This window comes from uncultured Tenacibaculum sp., assembly GCF_947499065.1.
Classification (GTDB): Bacteria; Bacteroidota; Bacteroidia; order Flavobacteriales; family Flavobacteriaceae; genus Polaribacter.
In genome coordinates this window covers 648083-668414 of sequence record NZ_CANMMT010000001.1, presented here as the reverse complement: position 1 = coordinate 668414, position 20332 = coordinate 648083, and the positions used below count along the sequence as shown (strand labels likewise).

General features: G+C 29.2%; 23 protein-coding genes. 11 read left to right on the top strand and 12 right to left on the bottom strand.

Annotation, left to right across the window (positions count from 1 at the left end):
• Window positions 1–50: 50 nt before the first annotated feature.
• The 7 genes from Q0958_RS03060 to Q0958_RS03030 all read left to right on the top strand — a co-directional run bounded on the left by Q0958_RS03060 (window position 51) and on the right by Q0958_RS03030 (window position 6456).
• Entirely contained in the window at window positions 51–656 is a 606-nt protein-coding gene (locus Q0958_RS03060) for a TetR/AcrR family transcriptional regulator (RefSeq protein ID WP_299119449.1), read from the top strand.
• A 7-nt stretch (window positions 657–663) separates the two neighbouring features.
• Window positions 664–1950: a D-arabinono-1,4-lactone oxidase gene (locus tag Q0958_RS03055; protein WP_299119447.1), complete on the top strand. Its 1287-nt coding sequence runs from the start codon at window positions 664–666 to the stop codon at window positions 1948–1950.
• The gene (locus Q0958_RS03050) at window positions 1951–3147 is read left to right on the top strand and encodes an alanine racemase (protein ID WP_299119444.1); all 1197 of its coding nucleotides are present in this window, start codon (window positions 1951–1953) and stop codon (window positions 3145–3147) included.
• 49 nt (window positions 3148–3196) lie between these two features.
• The gene (locus tag Q0958_RS03045) at window positions 3197–3649 is read left to right on the top strand and encodes a YHS domain-containing (seleno)protein (RefSeq protein ID WP_150898036.1); all 453 of its coding nucleotides are present in this window, start codon (window positions 3197–3199) and stop codon (window positions 3647–3649) included.
• Between the two features lie 6 nt (window positions 3650–3655).
• Window positions 3656–4090, top strand: coding sequence for a YHS domain-containing (seleno)protein (locus Q0958_RS03040; protein WP_299119437.1), 435 nt, complete (start codon window positions 3656–3658; stop codon window positions 4088–4090).
• A gap of 113 nt (window positions 4091–4203) precedes the next feature.
• Window positions 4204–5850: an FAD-dependent oxidoreductase gene (locus Q0958_RS03035; RefSeq protein ID WP_299119434.1), complete on the top strand. Its 1647-nt coding sequence runs from the start codon at window positions 4204–4206 to the stop codon at window positions 5848–5850.
• Window positions 5851–5952: 102 nt separating this feature from the next.
• Window positions 5953–6456, top strand: a complete 504-nt coding sequence (locus tag Q0958_RS03030; RefSeq protein WP_299119432.1) for a hypothetical protein — start codon at window positions 5953–5955, stop codon at window positions 6454–6456.
• An 80-nt stretch (window positions 6457–6536) separates the two neighbouring features.
• On the opposite strand, the gene Q0958_RS03025 is transcribed toward Q0958_RS03030, so the two are convergent.
• The 3 genes from Q0958_RS03025 to Q0958_RS03015 form a co-directional block, all read right to left on the bottom strand.
• Entirely contained in the window at window positions 6537–7805 is a 1269-nt protein-coding gene (locus tag Q0958_RS03025; protein ID WP_299119429.1) for an MFS transporter, read from the bottom strand.
• 9 nt (window positions 7806–7814) lie between these two features.
• On the bottom strand, window positions 7815–8474 hold the full coding sequence (locus Q0958_RS03020; RefSeq protein WP_150898041.1) for a hypothetical protein: 660 nt from the start codon (window positions 8472–8474) through the stop codon (window positions 7815–7817).
• Between the two features lie 226 nt (window positions 8475–8700).
• Complete coding sequence (locus Q0958_RS03015) at window positions 8701–9696, bottom strand: NAD(P)H-dependent glycerol-3-phosphate dehydrogenase (RefSeq protein ID WP_299119425.1); 996 nt, start codon at window positions 9694–9696, stop codon at window positions 8701–8703.
• A gap of 98 nt (window positions 9697–9794) precedes the next feature.
• Here Q0958_RS03015 and dut point away from each other — a divergent pair, with 98 nt between their 5' ends.
• Window positions 9795–10226, top strand: a complete 432-nt coding sequence (dut, locus tag Q0958_RS03010; RefSeq protein WP_150898045.1) for a dUTP diphosphatase — start codon at window positions 9795–9797, stop codon at window positions 10224–10226.
• On the opposite strand, the gene Q0958_RS03005 is transcribed toward dut, so the two are convergent.
• The 4 genes from Q0958_RS03005 to recA all read right to left on the bottom strand — a co-directional run bounded on the left by Q0958_RS03005 (window position 10223) and on the right by recA (window position 14472).
• On the bottom strand, window positions 10223–10762 hold the full coding sequence (locus tag Q0958_RS03005; protein ID WP_299119419.1) for a GNAT family N-acetyltransferase: 540 nt from the start codon (window positions 10760–10762) through the stop codon (window positions 10223–10225). The two genes, dut and Q0958_RS03005, sit on opposite strands and share 4 nt — an antisense overlap.
• A gap of 2 nt (window positions 10763–10764) precedes the next feature.
• Window positions 10765–12456 (bottom strand): amidohydrolase, encoded by a 1692-nt coding sequence (locus Q0958_RS03000; protein WP_299119416.1) that lies wholly within the window; start codon window positions 12454–12456, stop codon window positions 10765–10767.
• 20 nt (window positions 12457–12476) lie between these two features.
• Complete coding sequence (locus Q0958_RS02995) at window positions 12477–13337, bottom strand: GyrI-like domain-containing protein (RefSeq protein ID WP_299119413.1); 861 nt, start codon at window positions 13335–13337, stop codon at window positions 12477–12479.
• Between the two features lie 127 nt (window positions 13338–13464).
• Window positions 13465–14472, bottom strand: coding sequence for a recombinase RecA (recA, locus tag Q0958_RS02990; RefSeq protein ID WP_272150999.1), 1008 nt, complete (start codon window positions 14470–14472; stop codon window positions 13465–13467).
• A gap of 117 nt (window positions 14473–14589) precedes the next feature.
• Between recA and Q0958_RS02985 the strand changes: the two genes are divergently transcribed.
• From Q0958_RS02985 to Q0958_RS02975, 3 genes are read left to right on the top strand one after another with little or no spacing between them, the layout of a single operon-like run.
• Window positions 14590–15381 (top strand): aldose 1-epimerase, encoded by a 792-nt coding sequence (locus tag Q0958_RS02985; RefSeq protein WP_299119406.1) that lies wholly within the window; start codon window positions 14590–14592, stop codon window positions 15379–15381.
• Between the two features lie 7 nt (window positions 15382–15388).
• The gene (locus Q0958_RS02980; protein ID WP_299119403.1) at window positions 15389–15961 is read left to right on the top strand and encodes a pseudouridine synthase; all 573 of its coding nucleotides are present in this window, start codon (window positions 15389–15391) and stop codon (window positions 15959–15961) included.
• A gap of 35 nt (window positions 15962–15996) precedes the next feature.
• Complete coding sequence (locus tag Q0958_RS02975; protein ID WP_299119400.1) at window positions 15997–16890, top strand: DUF2167 domain-containing protein; 894 nt, start codon at window positions 15997–15999, stop codon at window positions 16888–16890.
• A 117-nt stretch (window positions 16891–17007) separates the two neighbouring features.
• Here Q0958_RS02975 and Q0958_RS02970 read toward each other — a convergent pair whose 3' ends face one another.
• From Q0958_RS02970 to Q0958_RS02950, 5 genes are all read right to left on the bottom strand, one after another.
• Entirely contained in the window at window positions 17008–17508 is a 501-nt protein-coding gene (locus Q0958_RS02970) for a GNAT family N-acetyltransferase (protein ID WP_299119396.1), read from the bottom strand.
• 11 nt (window positions 17509–17519) lie between these two features.
• Window positions 17520–17957 carry a GNAT family N-acetyltransferase gene (locus Q0958_RS02965; RefSeq protein WP_299119393.1) on the bottom strand — a complete coding sequence of 146 codons (438 nt, stop codon included), beginning with the start codon at window positions 17955–17957 and terminating at the stop codon, window positions 17520–17522.
• Between the two features lie 25 nt (window positions 17958–17982).
• Entirely contained in the window at window positions 17983–18417 is a 435-nt protein-coding gene (rpiB, locus tag Q0958_RS02960; RefSeq protein ID WP_299119390.1) for a ribose 5-phosphate isomerase B, read from the bottom strand.
• A gap of 661 nt (window positions 18418–19078) precedes the next feature.
• The gene (locus Q0958_RS02955) at window positions 19079–19246 is read right to left on the bottom strand and encodes a hypothetical protein (RefSeq protein ID WP_299119387.1); all 168 of its coding nucleotides are present in this window, start codon (window positions 19244–19246) and stop codon (window positions 19079–19081) included.
• A 71-nt stretch (window positions 19247–19317) separates the two neighbouring features.
• On the bottom strand, window positions 19318–20232 hold the full coding sequence (locus tag Q0958_RS02950) for a diacylglycerol kinase family protein (protein ID WP_299119385.1): 915 nt from the start codon (window positions 20230–20232) through the stop codon (window positions 19318–19320).
• Between the last annotated feature and the right edge of the window lie 100 nt (window positions 20233–20332).

The window sequence follows — 20332 nt, the reverse complement described above, 5'->3', positions numbered from 1 at the left end:
TTGGTCTGTTTTTGTTTTTTTCTCTATATTTGAGGAAATTACAGTTTATAATGGCTAAACAAGGAAGAGAAAAAATAGTTACAACTGCTTTTACTTTATTTTTAAATAAAGGTTATAAAAAAACCAGTTTAAACGATATTATTGTTGCTACCAATTCTTCTAAAGGAGCCATTTACCATCACTTTAAAAGCAAACATGCTATATATTTAGCAGCTTTAGACGAATACTTTTTTAAGCTGTATGAAGATCTTTTAATTGAAGATTCTCATGAAACTTTAATTAAAAGAATAAAAAACAGGTATCTCTTTTTTGTTAATTTAATTGACTTTGTTGAAAAATCTGGTCAAGGTCTTTCCTTCCCTATTCGTCGGTATTTTTTATTTCAGTTAGAAAGTGAAGAAGATGAAACTGTACGAACAAAAATTATAGAAACTTTAAATGCTTATCATAAGGAAATTGAAACTATTATTTATACTTCTATAAGTAAAAAAGAAATAACAATTACACTTTCTACTTCTGTAATAGCACAACAATTAATGAGTATGATTGAAGGTCTTGCTATCCATCATTCAACTTTAGAAAAAAACAGTAAAGAGCTTTTATTGGAAAAATTTGATGAAGTTATCCAACCTTATATAAATCTATTAACAAACTAAAATTAGTATGAAAAACTGGTCAAGAAACGTAAAATGGAATCCATCAGAAATAATATATCCTTCTTCAGAAGAAGAGATTCAAGATGTGGTTTTAAAAGCAATACAGCATAATAAAAAAATACGTGTTATTGGATCCGGTCATTCATTTACTCCCCTATGTAGTACAAATGAGGTTTTAATAAGTTTAGATAAATATCAAGGAAAAGTAGCTATAAATAAAGAAAAGAATCTAGCAACAGTTAAGGCTGGAACAAAATTATCGTTACTGGGAGAATTGTTATTTAAAGAAGGACTCGCTATGGAAAATTTGGGCGATATTAATGTCCAATCCATAGCAGGAGCTATAAGCACAGGGACACATGGAACTGGTGTAGGTTTAAAATCGATAAGTAATCAAGTTGTTGCTTTGAAGTTTGTAAATGGTAAAGGAGAAATTATTGAATGCTCTGAAACCAATAACGTTGAATTATTTAAAGCTGCTCAAGTTTCTTTGGGTTGTTTAGGTATTATTACTGAAATAACTATACAGTGTGTTCCTGCTTATAAATTAAGTCTTCAAAATAAAAAAGAAAAATTAAATGATGTTTTAATCAGCTTAGATCAAAAAAATTCACAAAATAGAAATTTCGAATTCTATTGGATTCCTTATACAAATACTGCTTGGACTAAAACATCTAACATCGTAGAAAATTCCGAACCTGATAAAATTAATTTTTTCAATTACTGGACAGAATACGTTTTAGAGAACTATGTTTTTAAAGTTTTTTGTGAGTTTGCAAAACTATTTCCTTCACAAAATAAAACTGTAGCAAACATTACAGCAGCTAGCATCAGTAATGTTAAAAAAACATATTATAGTCATAAAGTGTATGCTACTCAAAGGTTGGTTAAATTTCATGAAATGGAATATAACATTCCTTCAGAAGCATATAAAGACGCCTTTAAAGACATTCAAAAAATAGTTAATTCTAAAAAATTCAATATTCATTTTCCTATTGAAAATCGATGGGTAAAAGGAGACGATGTTTATATGAGTCCAGCATATGGTAGAGATTCGGCATATATAGCTTGCCATGTCTATAATAAAAAAGAATACAAAGCATATTTTGCTGCTTTAGAAGAGGTTTTTAAAGCATACAATGGAAGACCTCATTGGGGAAAAATGAACACTTTTACTACTCAAGATGTTATAAATATGTATCCAAAGTTTGATGTTTTTTTACAAAAAAGAAAAGAACATGATCCTCAAAACATATTTGTAAACCCATACATTAAAACTTTATTCGGTATATAAATGGATGCTTATTTTAATAATCTAAACAAAGAATTAAAAAACTACCAAAGAGCGATTCCTTGCTTATTGTTAGACTTGGATATTTTAGATAAAAATATAATTACTTTACAATCTAATTTAAGGTCTGGTGCTGAATTTAGAATTGTTGTAAAATCTTTACCTTCTTTAGATTTAATTAAGTATGTTTTACAAAAAACAAACACTCACAAATTAATGGTTTTTCATCAACCATTTTTAACCCATTTATCATCTGAATTAGACCATCAAAAAGATATATTATTAGGTAAACCAATGCCTATTAAAACGGCTCATTTTTTCTATCAAAACTTACCTCAACATCATCATGGATTTAATCCTTTTACACAAATTCAATGGTTGGTAGATACAAAAAAAAGAATACAAGAATACATTAATCTAGCAAAACAGCTTCAGCAAAAAATTCGTTTAAATATTGAAATTGATGTAGGACTACATCGAGGTGGTTTTGACTCTATAGAATCATTAAAAGAAGGACTAGAACTGATAAAAGAAAATCAAGATTATGTTGAATTCTCAGGTTTTATGGGATATGATCCTCATGTAGTAAAACTTCCTAAAATAATTTTATCAGAAAAAAAAGCTTTACAAAAAGCCAATACTTTTTATGAACAATGCAAACAATTAGTTGAACAAAAATTTTCTTCTTTGTGGAAGGAAGATTTAACATTTAACGGCGCCGGAAGTCCCACTTTAAATTTACATAAAACAAAAAAATCTCCAATTAATGACATTGCTATTGGTTCTTGCCTTGTAAAACCTTCTACTTTTGATATTCCTTCTTTAAAAGATTTTACTGCTGCTTCTTTTATTGCAACTCCTGTTTTAAAAAAGTTTAAAAACACTACTATACCAGGCATCGAAAAATATAAATGGATTTTAAATATACTTAATTCAATAAACAAACAATCTTACTTTATTTACGGTGGTTATTGGAAAGCAGATTATTATTACCCTGAAGGCATTAAAGAAAATAACTTGTTTGGAAATTCAACCAATCAGACTATGATAAACGCTCCCATAAAAACAACTTTAAATGTTGATGATTTTGTGTTTTTAAAACCTCAACAAAGTGAGTTCGTTTTTTTACAATTTGGTGAGATTCTTCCTATTAAAAACGGGAAAATATTAAACCCTTGGTGCTTATTAAAAAATAATTAATTGTAATTATCTATCTTTTTCATCGACTATCTAAAAAATTTTAAAAACGATGAAACAAATTCTTACACTTCTATTACTTACAGTTTCTACTGTTTTAATAGCTCAAAAGACTGATTATAATACAAAAAAAGGTTATGTAGCCGAAGGTTTTGATGTAGTATCATATTTTGAAGATGGAAAACCTTTAGAAGGTAAAAAGAAATTTCAAACTACATATGATGGTACTAAATTCAAATTCTCTTCAGAAAAAAATTTAAATCTTTTCAAAGAAAATCCAGTAAAATATATTCCTCAATACGGTGGTTACTGTGCTTATGCTATAGCTGAGAAAAATAAAAAAATGTATATCGATCCTGAAGTATATGAAATACGTGATGGTAAACTATATCTTTTTTACAGCTCTTGGATAGGTAGTAAACTTGGCGATTGGCAAGAAGGTGATGTAAAAAAGAGACAAATGAGAGGTGATAAAAACTGGGAAACTTTAAAGCATAAAAAATAACAATCGATGAAAAAAATATGGATTTTATTCGTATTTCTATCAACTGCATTAGTTGCTCAGGAGTACAATACTAAAAAAGGAGCTGTAGCCAGCGGTTATGATGTAGTTGCTTATTTTTCTAATAAAGCAGTAAAAGGAAATAAAAAAATTACAACAAAGTATGATGGTGTTTCTTTTCGATTTTCCTCTCAAGAAAATTTAAACTTATTTAAACAAAATCCTAAAAAATATATACCACAATACGGTGGATACTGTGCATATGCTATTGGTAAAACTGGAGAAAAAGTAAGTATTAATCCAAAGACTTTTGAAATAAGAGACGGTAAACTATACTTATTTTATAATTCTTGGGGAACCAATACACTTGAACTTTGGCAAAAAGAAGGAGCCAATGAGTTAAAAAATAGTGCAGATAAAAATTGGAAAAAAATAAATCATTAAATGGTTTATGTGTTGCGGGGGCGACTATAAAGAGTTGAATTAATTTTCAACTCTTTTTTTATTGATATCTACTTCTTTTTATTCTTATTTTTGTTAAGAACAAAAAATATTCTATGAACAGATTTTCATTTTTTAACCGAACAAATACTCAAAAAGAAATACAAGAAACCGAATTTGATATTTTAATTATTGGAGGAGGTATTACAGGAGCAGGAATTGCTTTAGATGCAGCTTCAAGAGGAATGAAAGTTGCGCTAGTAGAAAAAAATGATTTTGCTTCGGGTACCTCAAGTAAATCAACAAAACTAATTCATGGTGGTTTACGATATTTAAAACAATTTGATTTTTGGTTGGTAAAAGAAGTGGGAACAGAACGAGCAATTGTTCATAAAATAGCTCCACATTTGGTCATTCCTGAAAAAATGATTTTACCATTAATTGATGGAGGAACTTATGGTTCTTGGTTAACTTCTATAGGTTTAAAAGTATACGATGTTTTAGCCTCTGTTGAAGGTGACGATAAACGTAAAATGCTTGATAAAAAAGAAGCTCTTCAAAAAGAACCTTTATTACCTGAAAATATTTTAAATGGCGCTGGTTATTATGCTGAATATCGTACTGATGATGCTCGTTTAACAATTGAAGTGTTAAAAACAGCCAGTCAATACAATGCTCAAATACTTAACTATACCAAAGCAAATGAATTTATTTATAAAAATAAACGAGTTGTTGGAGCTAAAGTAACTGATGAGTTTACTAATGAAACTTATGAAATTAAGGCAAAATATGTGGTAAATGCTGCTGGTCCTTGGGTTGATGAACTACGTCAAATAAATAATTCAAAAATTGGTAAACGATTGCATTTGACCAAAGGAGTACACTTGGTGGTTGCTCATGAAAAATTACCAGTAAAACAATCTGTTTATTTTGATATTCCTGATGGACGAATGATGTTTGCTATTCCTCGAGGAAAAGTAACTTATTTTGGTACTACTGATACCAACTTTCAGCAAGATAAAAATACTGTAGAAACAAGTATTGTCGATGCCATGTATTTAATAGAGGCAGTAAATAACATGTTTCCTGAGGTTAACTTAACTATTGACGATATTCAATCTTCATGGGCTGGTTTACGTCCTTTAATTCATGAGGAAGGAAAATCTGCTTCAGAATTATCTAGGAAAGATGAAATTTTCGTTTCTGATACTAAATTAATATCTATAGCTGGAGGTAAATTAACCGGATATAGAAAAATGGCAGAACGTATTGTTGATTTAGTCGCTAAGAAAATGGTTCGTCGTTTTGAAGTTGAATTTGACCCAATTCAAACTGAAGACATCATTTTATCAGGTGGTCCTTTTCAAAATTATAAATCGGTAAATTTATATATAGAGCAAGTGGCTAAAAATTTAAAAAACCATGGTTTTACAAAAACAGATGCTGCTTATTTAGTACATAATTATGGAAAACAAACCGATGTTATTATTGATAAATTTAACGAATTAAAAGATGAAGATTACCTACTTCGTTTATTAAAAGCAGAGGCTTGGTTTACCATTCAACATGAAATGACTTGTACTCCAACCGACTTTTTTATGCGTAGAACAGGTAGATTATTCTTCGATAAACCTAGTGTTGATGCATACAAACATGAAATTTTAAAAGAATTTTCAAATTACTACAACTGGTCAGATACTGAAAACCAGAAGTATTTAAAAGAATTAGAATCAAAAATAGAAATCGCTGTAAATTTTAACTAATCACTTTACATAATTTAATTGTTAGGATGAACAATTATTATATCTTTGGCAGGCTAAAAAATTTCTGAAAAAGATTGTTGTACAATTAATAATTAAAGTAAAATGAAACATAGAATATTTGTATTTATATTTTTATTGAGTAGTGTAATTGCTAAAAGTCAAACCAGTAATATCATTACTTCCTCAGAATTTGAAGGAATTAAAATAAATGCTACAACTTTAGCTGATTTAAAGAAAACAAAAGGGAATCAATCTGCTGTTGAAAAATTATTAGGCCCTTCAGCTTCATATAGTGTAAACGAAACTGAAACTTATTATTATTTCACATTTAATGGTTTAAAAGTAGATTTTTCTACTATGGGAAGTAGTCCTTTTGTAGAATCTTTCGAAGTAAATAGTAATGCTTCTTCCATTACAATTAAAGGAGCTACTATTACAATTGGAGATAATATTAGTAAATTAGGTAAAATTGTATTTAGTGTAGGTAGAAATGGTGCTAAAAGTATTTTATTTACACAGTGTGAAGACTGTGACGCTTTTATTAATATAGAATTTGACCAAGCTGCTAACACAATTACTAAAATTAGCTATATGGATATGTCTTAAAACAGACAATTATATAATATAAAAACCCCGTAAGAGAATTCTTTTACGGGGTTTATTTTTATAGTGAAATTATAATTGTATTATTCTATTTTCTCATGTGCTTCTAAATCCTTTGTTAAATCTAACTTTCGTAATGTTGGATTTAAAACACCTGTTGTAACTACTGTAATTAAGGTCATAGTTCCACCAAAAACTACTGCAGTAACCGTACCCATTAATTTTGCAGTTAAACCGCTTTCAAGCGCTCCTAACTCGTTTGATGACCCTACAAACATAGAATTTACTGAAGCAACTCTACCTCGCATATGATCTGGTGTTTTTAATTGTAAAATAGTTTGTCTAATAACCATAGAAATTCCATCGGTTACACCACTAAAAAATAGAGCTAATAATGATACCCAAAAAATTGAAGAAAGTCCGAATACAATAATACATACTCCAAAACCAAAAATAGCTGCTAAGAGTTTCATACCAGCATTTTTACTTATAGGTATATATGCTGTAATTAACATTGTTAAAAAAGCTCCAATAGCAGGTGCAGCTCTTAAAACTCCAAAACCTTTTGCTCCAACTTGTAAAATGTCTTGAGCAAATACTGGTAATAATGCAATAGCTCCTCCAAATAATACCGAAATCATATCTAAAGTGATAGCTCCTAAAATGGCTTTTGTTTTAAATACAAAAGATATTCCTTCACTAAGACTCTTTGAAATTTTTTCTCCTTTTTTAGGATTCATTATAGGTTTTCTTTTAATAAAGAAAACCATTAAAAGAGAAAATAATACCAAACCAAATACAATACATAATGATAGGTTTACCCCCATTAAATAAATAGTATAACCAGCAAAAGCAGGCCCCAAAACCGAGGCGATTTGCCAAGTAGAACTACTCCAAGTAGCTGCATTTGGATATAATTTTTTAGGTACAATTAATGCTATTAACGAAAAAATAGTTGGTCCGAAAAACGAACGTAAAAATCCACCAAAAAATACCAATCCATAAATGGCGTATAAAACTGTATTTGTTTCCCATTCCTCTACAAAACTAGGTAACGTTAAAAAATACAATCCTAAACTTATTAATGAAAAGGCACCAATACAAAGCGCTAATAAATTCCTCTTTTCTTTTTGATCTACTATATGCCCAGCAAATAATGCCATAGAAAATGCAGGTAAAAATTCAAAAGCTCCAATTAAACCTAAACTCCATGGGTCTTTTGTTATTGAATATACTTGCCATTCGATAATAATAAATTGCATAGACCATGCAAATACCAAAGCAAAACGTACTAAAAGAAAAATATTAAATTCCTTAATTCTTAGTGATGCGTAGGGATCTTTTTTATCCATTCTTTTGTTTTAATTCAGTTTTAAATCCATTAAAATGGCAAACGTTTCGTTGATATCTTGTTCTTTTACAACAATTGTCATTTCATGAGTTGTAGATATTACCTCTTGTACAGCTATGTTTGCCCAAGCAAACTGCTTTAAAATAAAATAGTAAACTCCAGATTGCTCTAAGTTATCCTTTGGCAATTTAATTGTGATTGAAGCTAAATCGTTTACATTATTAATTAACGTTTCACGTTTAAAAATTTCTTCAACATAAGGTTGTAAATTTTTACTCGTAACAATATTTGTTTCAAATATTCCTTGAGAAACAGTTAAGAAATAGTCGTTACTATCTGCCGATTTGCTTAATATTTTAGCAATCTCTTTTAATAATGAAGTGGTATTTTTAAATGTAAAATCGCATAAGTCAGAACGTACAATTACATCGCCTAAATCAAGAGCTAAACGTTTAATATTTTTACGCACTCTTAATTCGTTAGCAGGTGATAACCTGTTAATAGCCATCATTACTGCACCAACTTTTACTTCCTTTTTTAAAAGCTTTGATACTTCTGGTAAAATTTCTCTAGCTAGAGAAGATACATTGATAAGCTTCTCATTTAAAGCTTCTTCAATAAACGGTGTCTTTCTAATTGTAATTTCTACAGCTTCTTGTATCGTTTTCATTATTGTTTAATTTTAAACGAATCTATAAAATTTTAAACTAACTGTAAAATTATTTCTCTAATTTAAATAAGAATATATTTTTACAAAAAAGTTTGTCAATCAGAATTTTAAATTAAATTTGTCGTTATTGTAATTCGTTACAAAACCTACACACAACTCAATCTAGAAGCGATTGGTGAGTAGACTTCTTTTTATTAAGAAGGATTATTTGTACAAATGCAGACAACTAATCTAATCTATTTGTTAACTTTAAAAACTCATCTTTCGCTTCTTTTTTGTCATATAATACATTATAGACAGCGTCAATAATAGGAGTTCTTGCACCGTTTTTCTGATTAATTTTATAGGCACTCTTTGTAGCGTAGTATCCTTCAGCAACCATACTCATTTCAAACATAGCTGATTTTACGGTGTAACCTTTACCAATCATATTTCCAAACATTCTGTTTCTACTAAAAACAGAATATCCTGTAACTAATAAATCTCCTAAATAGGCCGAATTATTAATGTTACGTTTCATTTTATGAACCTTTTTTATAAATCGTTTCATTTCACGAATTGCATTACTCATCAATACCGATTGGAAGTTATCTCCATAACCTAAACCATGCGCTATACCTGCAGCTATTGCATAGATATTTTTTAGCATTGCAGCATATTCCGTACCAATAATATCGTCAGATATTTTAGTTTTTATATAACGTCCAGCGATAAACTTACTTAAATCTTTTGCTTTTTGTTCGTCCTGACAAGCTAAGGTTAAGTATGATAATCGTTCCATAGCAACTTCTTCTGCATGACAAGGACCAGTAATAACTCCTATATTTTCAAAAGGCACATTATGAATATCATGGAAATGCTCACCTACTATTAATCCCGACTCTGGAACGATTCCTTTTATTGCAGAAAAAATAATTTTATTTTCAAGTGAAACAGACAATTTTTCTAGTTCAGTTTTTAGAAATGCTGATGGAATTGCAAAAATTAAAACATCATAATTTTCTACAATATGATTCATATCATCTGACAAATCTAATTGCTCTGGATGTAGTTCTGCTGAACTTAAATAACTAGGGTTATGTTTGTTACGTTTTATATGTTCAATAGCATATACACTTCGCATATACCAACCAATAGTATCTAAGTTTTCTGATAACATTTTTACAATAGCCGTAGCCCAACTTCCTCCACCTAAAACTGCTATCTTTTGATGTGTACTCATAGTAGTATTTTATTTCTAAGACAAAATTAATAAAACTATAAACTACTATCTATAACTTAAGGGTATTATATTTGAAGGTTGAAAATTTTTTGAAGAATATGAACGTACAAATAATTAACAAATCAAAACACCAAACTCCTGCTTACGAGACTGAAGGTTCTGCAGGTATGGACTTACGTGCCAATATTGATGCTGCTATAACTTTAAAGCCTTTAGAGAGAGCTATTATTAAAACTGGTTTATTTATAGCTTTGCCACAGGGCTATGAAGCACAGGTACGTCCGCGAAGCGGACTCGCTGCCAAAAAAGGAATTACTGTTCTAAACGCTCCAGGTACTGTTGATGCTGATTATAGAGGCGAAATTGGTGTGATTTTAGTAAACTTATCTAACGAAGATTTTATAGTTAACGATGGAGAGCGTATTGCACAACTTGTTATTGCTAAACACGAACGTGTAAACTGGCAAGAAGTTACGGTTTTAGACGAAACTGAACGTGGTGCTGGTGGTTTTGGTAGTACTGGAGTTTAACTCAACTCTTTGTAAAGTTGGCTCATTTTTCTAACATTATCATACAACAAGTCAAAATCTAAAAAACAATGTGAATGATATTGGTACCCTAGTTTTTTATAAAACTTAAGCGCTTGTGGTTTTTCATCCATAGCATCCAGCCAAATAAGTTCATATTGTTTTTTTATTGCTTCTTTTTCTAACCAAGTTAACAAGCATTTTCCTACACCATTCCCTTGTACTTTTGAATGTAAATATATTCTATGCAACTTTACACTTCTTTGATTATCAAAACCAGCTAACTTCTTATCCCAAAGAATTCTAAAATTACCTATTATTTCATTTTTAAATAGCACAAAATAATACGCAGCGTTTTCTTCTAAAAGTTCTTTTTTTATATTCTCTTTTGAATACTGACTGTTTAAATACCAACTTCCATCATCCTTCCAAAAATGATTATAAGCAGCTGGATAAACTTCTTTCATTAATGTAAAAAGAGACTCCGAATCTGTAATCGAAATCTCTTTTAATTGTATATTTTCTGATATATTTATCAAGGCTATTTTTTATAAATTTCTTTCCCGTTAAAAATAGTCAAAATAACTTTTGTTTGTTTAATTTGAGAGGTAGGAATTGTAAAAATATCTCTATCTAAAACTACAAAGTCAGCCAACTTCCCTACTTCCAATGAACCTACTTTTTTTTCTTGTCTCATTACATAGGCTCCATTAATTGTATACGCTTTAATTGCTTCTTCTAAGCTTATATTTTGTGGAGACCTTGTAACTGCATTTTGAAGTCCAATTAATGGATTTAATGAACTCACATTCCAATCACTACTTAAAGTTAGTCTAGCTCCTGCTTCTTTTAATGATTTTATTGGAACTTGATTATCAGCCAACGCACTACCTAACAAATGATTATTATGATGCCAATTTTGTGGTTGCGTAAAATCTCCAGCTACTTGTGCATCTGCTGTTACGTTTAATTGTTTAAATCTGTTCATATCTGATAGAGAAACCATTTCAACATGTGTTAAACGATGTCTTCCTTTATCTGATCCACTTTTTTGAATAGCGTTTAAAGCTTCTGTAACTCCCCTGTCGCCAATAGCATGTATATGAAAATCAAAACCAACCGATTCTAATTCCTGAATATATTTTGCTATTCTGTTTTCAGTAAAATAATTCAACCCATTGTTGGTAGATTGATTAAAATAGTCTTCTTTATAATTACTGTGTAAAGCTGCTGTTGTATTATGTGTTATACCATCTGAATACAATTTAATTTGATTAATTTTTAATAAACTGTTTTCATTGCTTTCAAATAATGTTTTTAATGATGCTATTTGACTTGCATCATCAGCTGTAGGATATGCCCATAAACCTAAGTTAAAACGTGCTGTTAGTTTACCATTATCTGCTAAATTTTTCCATGTTTTGTGCTGATCTCTTTTCCAATAAGTTCTCGCGTCAGAAACTGATGTTATTCCATGTTTTGCTAACTCTGGTAAAACATAAGAAACCATTCCCTCATATTCTCCATTTGCATCTTTTAAAGCAGTTAATGCTTGCTGATAAGCTACGTCTCCAGCATTGTCTATTAGGATTCCATTTAAAGCGCCGTTGTCTTTCATTATAATTCCGCCTTGCGGATTTTTGCTCGCCGCCGTAATTCCTGCCATTTCTAACCCTTTTGAATTAATCCACATAGAATGTGATGTTTGTTCCATAATAATTACTGGCCTATCTGAAACTGCTTCATCTATAATTTCTAACGGACTTCTTTGAGTTTCAAATAATGCTCCTATTGAATGTCCAAAACCTATTAACCACTTTACATTTGGATTATCTTGAGCTGCTTTTTTTATTGTTGATATATAGTTTTCTGCATCACTTTCGTTTTCATTTAATGTAAAAACAGTAGTTGTCGATCCTACTTCCATTGGATGCATATGAACGTCATGAAAACCTGGTAATACTAACTTTCCTTGTAAATTAATTTTTTCAGCTCCTTTATCTATCTTTTGTTCTGCTTCTGAATTAGAACCTATAAAAACTATTTTATTTTTTTCAATAATTAAGGCTTCTGCCCATGGTTGAGCTTCATTTACTGTAAATATTTTTCCGTTATAATACATTTTTTGTGTACTAGAATTGTCTTTTATTACAGCTATAGCTTCTTTTTTACTACAAGAATTTGAAGTTAGTATTAAGCTAAAAAATATGATTAATAATTTCATTTTCTTCATTTTAATGTCGATTTTAAAAATCAACCTTTTAAGGGTACATAAATTTCTGTTTCGTATTCTTTTGGATTCTCTGTATGAGATTCGTGCTTTGTATAAAATTCTAAAAAAGGATCTTCTGATATTTCTTTGTCAGTTGCAAATAACCAACTACTAAATATTTTATCGTAGGTTTTACTTATTGATTTATAATCTCCTACATGTGTAAATACAGCATATTTCTTACTTGGTATGTTCTTTATTTTAAATTTTTTATCTGATATTTTTAAAGTATCATCAATTACTAAACAAGCATCGTAATTATAGTTTATACTTTCTGAAATAATAGGTTCGTCCCAAATTATTCCAAAAGATTCTAGATCGTCTATTTCTACTTTGTAACTTTCAACTTCTTCTAATAACTGATCCCAAATTTCATCAACCTTAGTACTATAATAATCTCCTTTATACGTTTTATACACTACTTTTTTGGTTTCTAAAACAGTAATTCTGTCTTCATAAAAAGGCATATTTGTATTTGTTTTTTTACTATTTTTCTTAAGAATTTCTTCTTTTCTATTTCTATAAATAGCTGGGGTAATACCAAAATGTTTTTTAAAAGATTTACTAAAAGATTGCACATCTGAATAGCCTACATTTTCTGCTATTTGTTTGATTTCATCTTTTGTAAATAACAACATTTTAGCACCATTTTCTATTTTTAATCTTGTTACATAAGCTCCTATAGTTTCATTATAATATGCTTTGAAAATACGTTGAAGATTTCTGTACGAGAAATTAGATAGCTCTTCCAATTCTTCTATTGAAATCTGTTCATTGTATTGGGTTCTTACATAGGAAACTACCTGTTGCAATCGGTTTTTATAGAATTCTTTTGTTTCCATACTGCAAATGTAAAAGGAAGATTTAGTTTAGGTTTTGTCTTAAATTGACAACTTAAAATATACAAAAAAAAGCTGTTGAAATATTTCAACAGCTTCTTAGTAGTAGTTTGAACTTTTAATTTAAAACTTATTCTTGATTTTCAATAGCATCTTTAATTTTTCCTTCAAGTTCTTCAGCTAATTCTGGGTTGTCTTTAATTAAATTTTTAACTGCATCTCTACCTTGACCTAACTTAGTGTCTCCATAACTGAACCACGAACCACTTTTCTTTATAATACCATATTCTACACCAATATCTAATACCTCTCCTACTTTTGATATTCCTTCTCCATACATAATATCAAACTCTGTCATTTGGAAAGGTGGTGCTACTTTATTTTTAACAATTTTTACTTTAGTACTGTTACCAATTACTCTATCGCCATCTTTTATTTGTGTTCTACGACGAATATCTAAACGAACTGAAGCATAGAATTTTAAAGCGTTACCTCCAGTTGTTGTTTCTGGATTTCCAAACATTACTCCAATTTTTTCACGTAATTGGTTAATGAATATAACTGTACATTTTGTTTTACTAATTGTACCTGTTAATTTACGTAACGCTTGAGACATTAAACGGGCATGTAATCCCATTTTAGAATCTCCCATTTCACCTTCAATTTCAGACTTTGGTGTTAAAGCTGCTACGGAGTCAATTACAACAATATCAATAGCTCCAGAACGGATTAAGTTATCCGCAATTTCTAATGCTTGCTCACCATGATCTGGTTGTGAAATAATTAAATTATCAACATCTACTCCTAAACTTTCTGCATAAAAACGATCAAAAGCATGCTCTGCATCAATAAATGCTGCAATACCTCCAGCTTTTTGCGCTTCTGCAATTGCATGGATTGTTAAAGTTGTTTTACCTGATGATTCTGGTCCGTAAATTTCTATAATTCTACCACGAGGATATCCTCCTACTCCTAAAGCTAAATCTAACCCTAAAGATCCTGATGATATTGCATCTACATCTTCTACCTGGCTATCACCTAACTTCATTACCGTTCCCTTACCGTAAGTCTTATCTAACTTATCTAAAGTAAGTTGAAGCGCTTTTAATTTTGCTTCTTTTTCTTTATCTGCTGCCATAAATCGTGCTAATTATATTATAAAATAAGAGTCGCTAAGTTATGAAAAACTCCTCTTATTTTCCTATCTTTTTTATGCTACATTTTGTAATATTGTTTTCCTTAATCATTTTTAAAAATGAGTTTTAATATTTTTTTAAAAAGTACCAATAGTTCTGCTAACATTGCCAATGGTGAACTTGTTAGTTTTATTGTTCATAATGAAGAGCTTATTCACTCTAAAGATGCACCTGGATGGAATGCTTCTGACATTGAAATGTTTCCTGTTATTGGCCCTACAAAACTTAACAATTATACTATTGAAACAATACAAGGTTTTGGTAAGCAAGACCAACATGGTTTGTTAAGAGAATTTGAGTATAAATTAGTTTTTAGTGATGATACTAAAGCTATTTTTGAAAAAAAATATGAGAAAAATACTCAAATAAAAAATTCAAAATTTCCTAAAAAATCTACTCAAGAACATTTGTTTTGGCCTTATGACTTTGTGTTTAGAAAAATAATTTCACTATCAAATTCTTCTTTACATATTGATTTTGAAATTATAAGTGATAAAGGAATGCCTTTTATGATCGGCTATCATCCTAGTTTTAAACTTTCTGGTTCTGGAAATGAAATTATAAAAACTAAAGAAGAAGAAATTAGTTTAAAAACTATTTTAGATGTTGGTTCTGCTGCTTATAAAGTTTTAAATACCAACGAAATTTTTTTAGTTAAAAACAATACACCTAGTGTAAAAATTACCACTGAAAACTTTAACAATTTTATGTTATGGACCGAGGTTAATAATATGGTTTGTATTGAACCAATAAGCCATTATCCATTGTTAACAACTCAAAAATATTCAGAAAAAAATATGAGAATAAGCACTGGTAAAGATTTATTTTCTGTAACCATTAGTGCTTTATAAAATACTTATGAAACATCGTCATTTTATTATTTATAAACCTTATGGTTTTCTATCTCAGTTTATTACAAATCAAAAGAAAGGTGGTAAACATAAATTATTAGGTGAGCTTTTTGACTTTCCTGAAAAGACCATGGCAGTTGGTAGACTCGATGTAAAATCGGAGGGTTTATTATTGTTAACAACTGATGGAAAAGTAAGTGATTTTATTACTACTAGAGGAAAAGTTGAAAAGGAATATTATGTACAAGTTAACGGTCAGATAACAGCTACCGAAATTGAGCAATTAGAAAACGGTGTTCAAATTGGTTTTGACGGAAAAAAATATATGACTAAACCTTGCAAAGTTAGTATGATAGATATTCCTGAATTTCCTGAGCGTTCGAAAAAAATACGAGACGACCGTCATGGACCAACTTCTTGGATTTCTGTTACTTTAACAGAAGGTAAGTTTAGACAAGTTCGAAAAATGACTTCTGCTGTTGGTTTTCCTACACTTCGTTTAGTTAGAGTTCGTGTAGGTGATATTGAATTAAGTAAAATGGAATCTGGTGAAGTTATAGAGGTGGAAAATTTAATATAATATTTTTGTATTATTGTGACCTTAAAAAATTAACTATGAAAAAAATATTTTCGCTTGCATTTCTATGCATGCTTACCGCATTTTCGTTTTCCCAAGAATTAACTGAAGAAGAACAAAAAATTTATTTGCAAAAACTAGATAGTGTAAACAATTCTTTTACTTACCAATACGGTAAAATATCTTTACAAAATGGCTTAGCTGAAATAAATATTCCAGATGGATACAAATTTTTAGATGCTAAACAGAGTAAATTTGTTTTAAGTGAATTATGGGGGAATCCGCCATCAGAAGTTTTAGGTTTATTACTACCTAAAGATATTTCTCCTATTGATGATAATTTTACATATGCAGTTGAAATTACTTATTCTGATGAAGGTTTTATTGATGATGAAGATGCTAAAAATTTAGATTATTCTGATTTATTAAAAGAAATGCAAGAAGATACTAATTCTATTAATCCAGAAAGAATAAAGCAAGGATATCCTGCTATAGATTTAGTTGGTTGGGCTTCTTCTCCATTTTATGATGAAGAAAATAAAAAACTACATTGGGCAAAAGAATTAAATTTTGAAGGAGAAGATATAAATACTTTAAATTATAATATAAGAGTTTTAGGTAGAAAAGGTTATTTAAATTTAAATGCTATAGGTACAATAGACGTTTTACCTTTATTTAAAAAAGATGTTGACAATATTTTAAATAGTGTCTCTTTTTCTAAAGGAAATACTTATCACGACTTTAATCCAAATGTTGATAAAGTTGCTGCTTACGGTATAGGTGGTTTAATAGCAGGAAAAGTTCTTGCTAAAGCTGGTTTTTTTGCTTTACTTTTAAAATTTTGGAAAGTAATTGCCATAGCCATTATAGGTTTATTTACAGCTTTTAAAAATAAAATTTTAGGAAAACCTGATTCAGAAGATGTTTCGTAAACAAACATAAATACTAACAAAAAAGTGGGGATAATCCCCACTTTTTTTATCTCTTCATTTTTGAATATGCTATATTTTATCTCCTAAAGATTCTTCTCTTTTTATAAGACTTCTTTGTTAAACCTTTCTCTGATAAAGGTTATTAACAGTATCATTTAATTCTTTCACTCCAACCTTATTAAATCCCTGTTTTTCATAATATTTACAAAGTTTTACATTTGTTGAAACTGCATCTAATCTTAGGTATTTATATTGCTTTTGTTGAGCTAAACTTTCTACTTTATCTAAAATAATTTTTCCTAATCCTTTTTTATTGAAATGTTCTCTTACTACTAACGAATGAACATACAACGATTTATCCTCTTGCTTTCCCCAATACAACAGGTCTTCCTCTAAAATCCTTACCATTCCTATAATCTCATTATCAGTATTTTTAATAAAATAGAACTCTTTATTTTCAATACCTTCTTCAACCCATTTAATTTTTTCTAAAGGTGGATTTTTCCAATATTGCCAATGATCTACGTTCATTTTGGCAATTTTTATAGCAGCTTCCTTGAATAAGGATAAAACAACATCTTTGTTGTTAATTTCTATTTGATAAAATTCAATAAACACGCAACAATGTTTTATTTAATCATTTTTATATGTGGAATATCATCTTCTAAATACTCATCTCCTTCTTTTTCAAAGCCATGAGATTCATAAAATTTTTGAAGATAACTTTGTGCAGAAATGGTAATTTTAGTTTCCTTATAGTTATCAACAATTGCTTGAACAGAAGCTTTAATTAAATCGTGACCATAGCCATATTTTCGCTCTGTTTCCTTTATAATAACTCTACCAAAGCTTGGTGTATCAAAATATTCACCACTGTTAAACAAACGTGTATACGCTATAATAGTACCTTCTTTGATACCAATAACATGTAATGCTTTTTGATCTTTTCCGTCAATATCCTGGTATACACAGTTTTGCTCAACAACAAAAACTTCAGAACGTAATTGAAGTATCTCATACAGTTCTGAAGTTGTTAACTCTTGAAATTTTTTTACTTTAAAATTCACTTAAATATTTCTTATGCTATACTAATTAACAATTAGTAGGTATTTTATTTACTCTGTTTGCATGACGTCCACCTTCAAACTCTGTAGATAGAAAAATCTTAACAAAACCTAAAGCTTGTTGTAAAGAAACAAAACGAGCTGGAATTGTTAAAATATTAGCATTGTTATGCTGACGCGTCAATTCAACCAATTCATTATTCCAGCATAGTGCAGCTCTTACTCCTTGGTGCTTATTTGCAGTCATTTGAGCGCCGTTTCCACTTCCGCATAGTATTATACCCATTTCTGCCTGTTCGGTCTCTACAGCTTCTGCTGTTGGATGAATAGCATCAGGATAATCCATACTATCGTTTGTATTCGTTCCAAAATTAATAAACTTGTGTCCTAATTCTTCTAAAAGTTTAATGATTTCAAACTTATATTCAGTACCTGCATGGTCATTTCCTATGGCAATTGTCATAATTTGTTGATTTTAATTTAGTTGTGAACTACAAAAATACAGTTATTCACGGTTATCAACAGTAATTAACAATGCTTTTTTTAGCGTTCTTAATAACCTCTTTAAAAACAAGGACTTAAACCATATTAAGCAATTGTTAAGAACTGGTAGTATATTTTCAAAAATATATTTGATTATTTACATTTTTTTTACAATACAAGAACCAACTTTAATTATGCAACTTTTTTTTTGAGTTTTTAACTAACATTTATCAACATAAAATTAACGCTTTATTTACACTGAAATTAAAATTAACTATTCATAATTTTTAGTGAACTACTGTTTATAAGTTTTGTTAATAACTCTAAATTATAATTGATTTTTAAGAAATTATGATCTTAATAACCTGTTTATTTTATTTAATAAGTGATAAGTCCAAATATTAAAACAGAAATTTATTCCACATATTAACACACTATAATAACAATCATTTCTTTTTTTAAATTTTAAAATATCTTTTATTAATATATAGTATATGTTAATAACAACTCTTTTTGAAAATTTGTGATGAAACTAATTTTAGATGAAGTAATGTTTCTTTTGAGAATAAAAAAAGAGTTATACGGTTAGCTATAACTCTAGTTTTGTTTATAAGTGAGAACAATTGGACGAGAAAAAGCTCTTAAGCTGTTTTCTGTGATTTTTTGATAAGGTATACACTGTCTTTAGCCTTGACTAATTCAGTTGGAGTCTTTTTATTCAACGTTGAGTTGATGCTTATTACAGTAACGATGATTCCTGTAATAAAGATGAATAAAAATAAAGCGATAATTTTTCTTAATTTTTTCATTATTAACGACTTTCTATTATAAAGACGTTAAATTTTAAGAAATGTTACATTTTTCTTAAGATTTATTTAACTTATTTAGGTACAATGAATTGCAAAGCCTTATGAATGAGTGTTACTTTTATGGCTCCCTGCCCTATTAATTCTCCGTCTGCTTGAATAAATGGTTTGTCTTTTTTTGATTTTGGAGTTATTAACAAAGTGTTTGATAAATGTGTTTCTACCTTAGTATGTTTGACTATCAGACCATTATATAACTTCTTAATATTTAATATTAAGTCGCTTAAATTCAGGTTTTTAGCTATAGTTATATCAAATAACCCGTTTGTAGAATCTTCATAATCAGTTAGTTGCATACCTCCTGCTGAGTACTTACAAATACCAAATAAAGTCATTAAACACTTCGTTTCAACAAGCTTATTGTTAACTTCTATAGCAAAAGTTGTCTTTTTATAAAATAATAAACCTGCAATTCCGCTCAATAAGTATGCTATAGCACCAAAACGTTTTAATTTATTCAACTTATTAACAACATAACCGTCATAGCCTATTCCTGCTACGTTGTTAAAGTATGAGAGCTCATTATTTAACTCTATACAACCAATATCTTGATGTATTTTATTCTCAGTCTTTATCAAAACGACTGCTTCTTTTATATTTTTTGAAATTCCATAGGTTTTAATCCAGTCATTTCCAGTACCTAAAGGTATTACAGCTACTGTAACTTCTTTAGGATCAGTAATTTTCTGTTTCATTATGCCGTTTACAACATGATGTAAAGTACCATCTCCACCTACTGAAATTATGTTTCTAAATCCTTTACTAATAGCGTTTTCAACTAATTCTAATTCATGTTTAGAATGTGTTGTTTTAGCATGTTGATAAGTGATTTGATAATAATTTAATTGTTTTTGAATTTCATTCCATAGTTCATTAAAATTACCATTTCCTGCAATAGGATTAACAATTACAAACCAAGATTTTTGCATAAAAGAATAAATTAAGGTGCGACAAAGTACAAAATAGAATTGATAACTCTTATTTAATTAACAAGGTGTAATTTTATTCGTACTTTGGTGGAAAATTATT

Bases quoted from the DNA above. Each gene is read 5' to 3' on its own strand.
- Q0958_RS02955 (WP_299119387.1), bottom strand. From the start codon at position 19,246: ATGAAAAAATTAAGAAAAATTATCGCTTTATTTTTATTCATCTTTATT.
- dut (WP_150898045.1), top strand. From the start codon at position 9,795: ATGAACGTACAAATAATTAACAAATCAAAACACCAAACTCCTGCTTAC.
- rpiB (WP_299119390.1), bottom strand. From the start codon at position 18,417: ATGACAATTGCCATAGGAAATGACCATGCAGGTACTGAATATAAGTTT.
- Q0958_RS03000 (WP_299119416.1), bottom strand. From the start codon at position 12,456: ATGAAGAAAATGAAATTATTAATCATATTTTTTAGCTTAATACTAACT.
- Q0958_RS02985 (WP_299119406.1), top strand. From the start codon at position 14,590: ATGAGTTTTAATATTTTTTTAAAAAGTACCAATAGTTCTGCTAACATT.
- Q0958_RS02980 (WP_299119403.1), top strand. From the start codon at position 15,389: ATGAAACATCGTCATTTTATTATTTATAAACCTTATGGTTTTCTATCT.
- Q0958_RS02950 (WP_299119385.1), bottom strand. From the start codon at position 20,232: ATGCAAAAATCTTGGTTTGTAATTGTTAATCCTATTGCAGGAAATGGT.
- Q0958_RS03045 (WP_150898036.1), top strand. From the start codon at position 3,197: ATGAAACAAATTCTTACACTTCTATTACTTACAGTTTCTACTGTTTTA.
- Q0958_RS03020 (WP_150898041.1), bottom strand. From the start codon at position 8,474: ATGAAAACGATACAAGAAGCTGTAGAAATTACAATTAGAAAGACACCG.
- Q0958_RS03015 (WP_299119425.1), bottom strand. From the start codon at position 9,696: ATGAGTACACATCAAAAGATAGCAGTTTTAGGTGGAGGAAGTTGGGCT.
- Q0958_RS03060 (WP_299119449.1), top strand. From the start codon at position 51: ATGGCTAAACAAGGAAGAGAAAAAATAGTTACAACTGCTTTTACTTTA.
- Q0958_RS03025 (WP_299119429.1), bottom strand. From the start codon at position 7,805: ATGGATAAAAAAGATCCCTACGCATCACTAAGAATTAAGGAATTTAAT.
- recA (WP_272150999.1), bottom strand. From the start codon at position 14,472: ATGGCAGCAGATAAAGAAAAAGAAGCAAAATTAAAAGCGCTTCAACTT.
- Q0958_RS02975 (WP_299119400.1), top strand. From the start codon at position 15,997: ATGAAAAAAATATTTTCGCTTGCATTTCTATGCATGCTTACCGCATTT.
- Q0958_RS03035 (WP_299119434.1), top strand. From the start codon at position 4,204: ATGAACAGATTTTCATTTTTTAACCGAACAAATACTCAAAAAGAAATA.
- Q0958_RS03055 (WP_299119447.1), top strand. From the start codon at position 664: ATGAAAAACTGGTCAAGAAACGTAAAATGGAATCCATCAGAAATAATA.
- Q0958_RS03040 (WP_299119437.1), top strand. From the start codon at position 3,656: ATGAAAAAAATATGGATTTTATTCGTATTTCTATCAACTGCATTAGTT.
- Q0958_RS03050 (WP_299119444.1), top strand. From the start codon at position 1,951: ATGGATGCTTATTTTAATAATCTAAACAAAGAATTAAAAAACTACCAA.
- Q0958_RS03030 (WP_299119432.1), top strand. From the start codon at position 5,953: ATGAAACATAGAATATTTGTATTTATATTTTTATTGAGTAGTGTAATT.
- Q0958_RS02995 (WP_299119413.1), bottom strand. From the start codon at position 13,337: ATGGAAACAAAAGAATTCTATAAAAACCGATTGCAACAGGTAGTTTCC.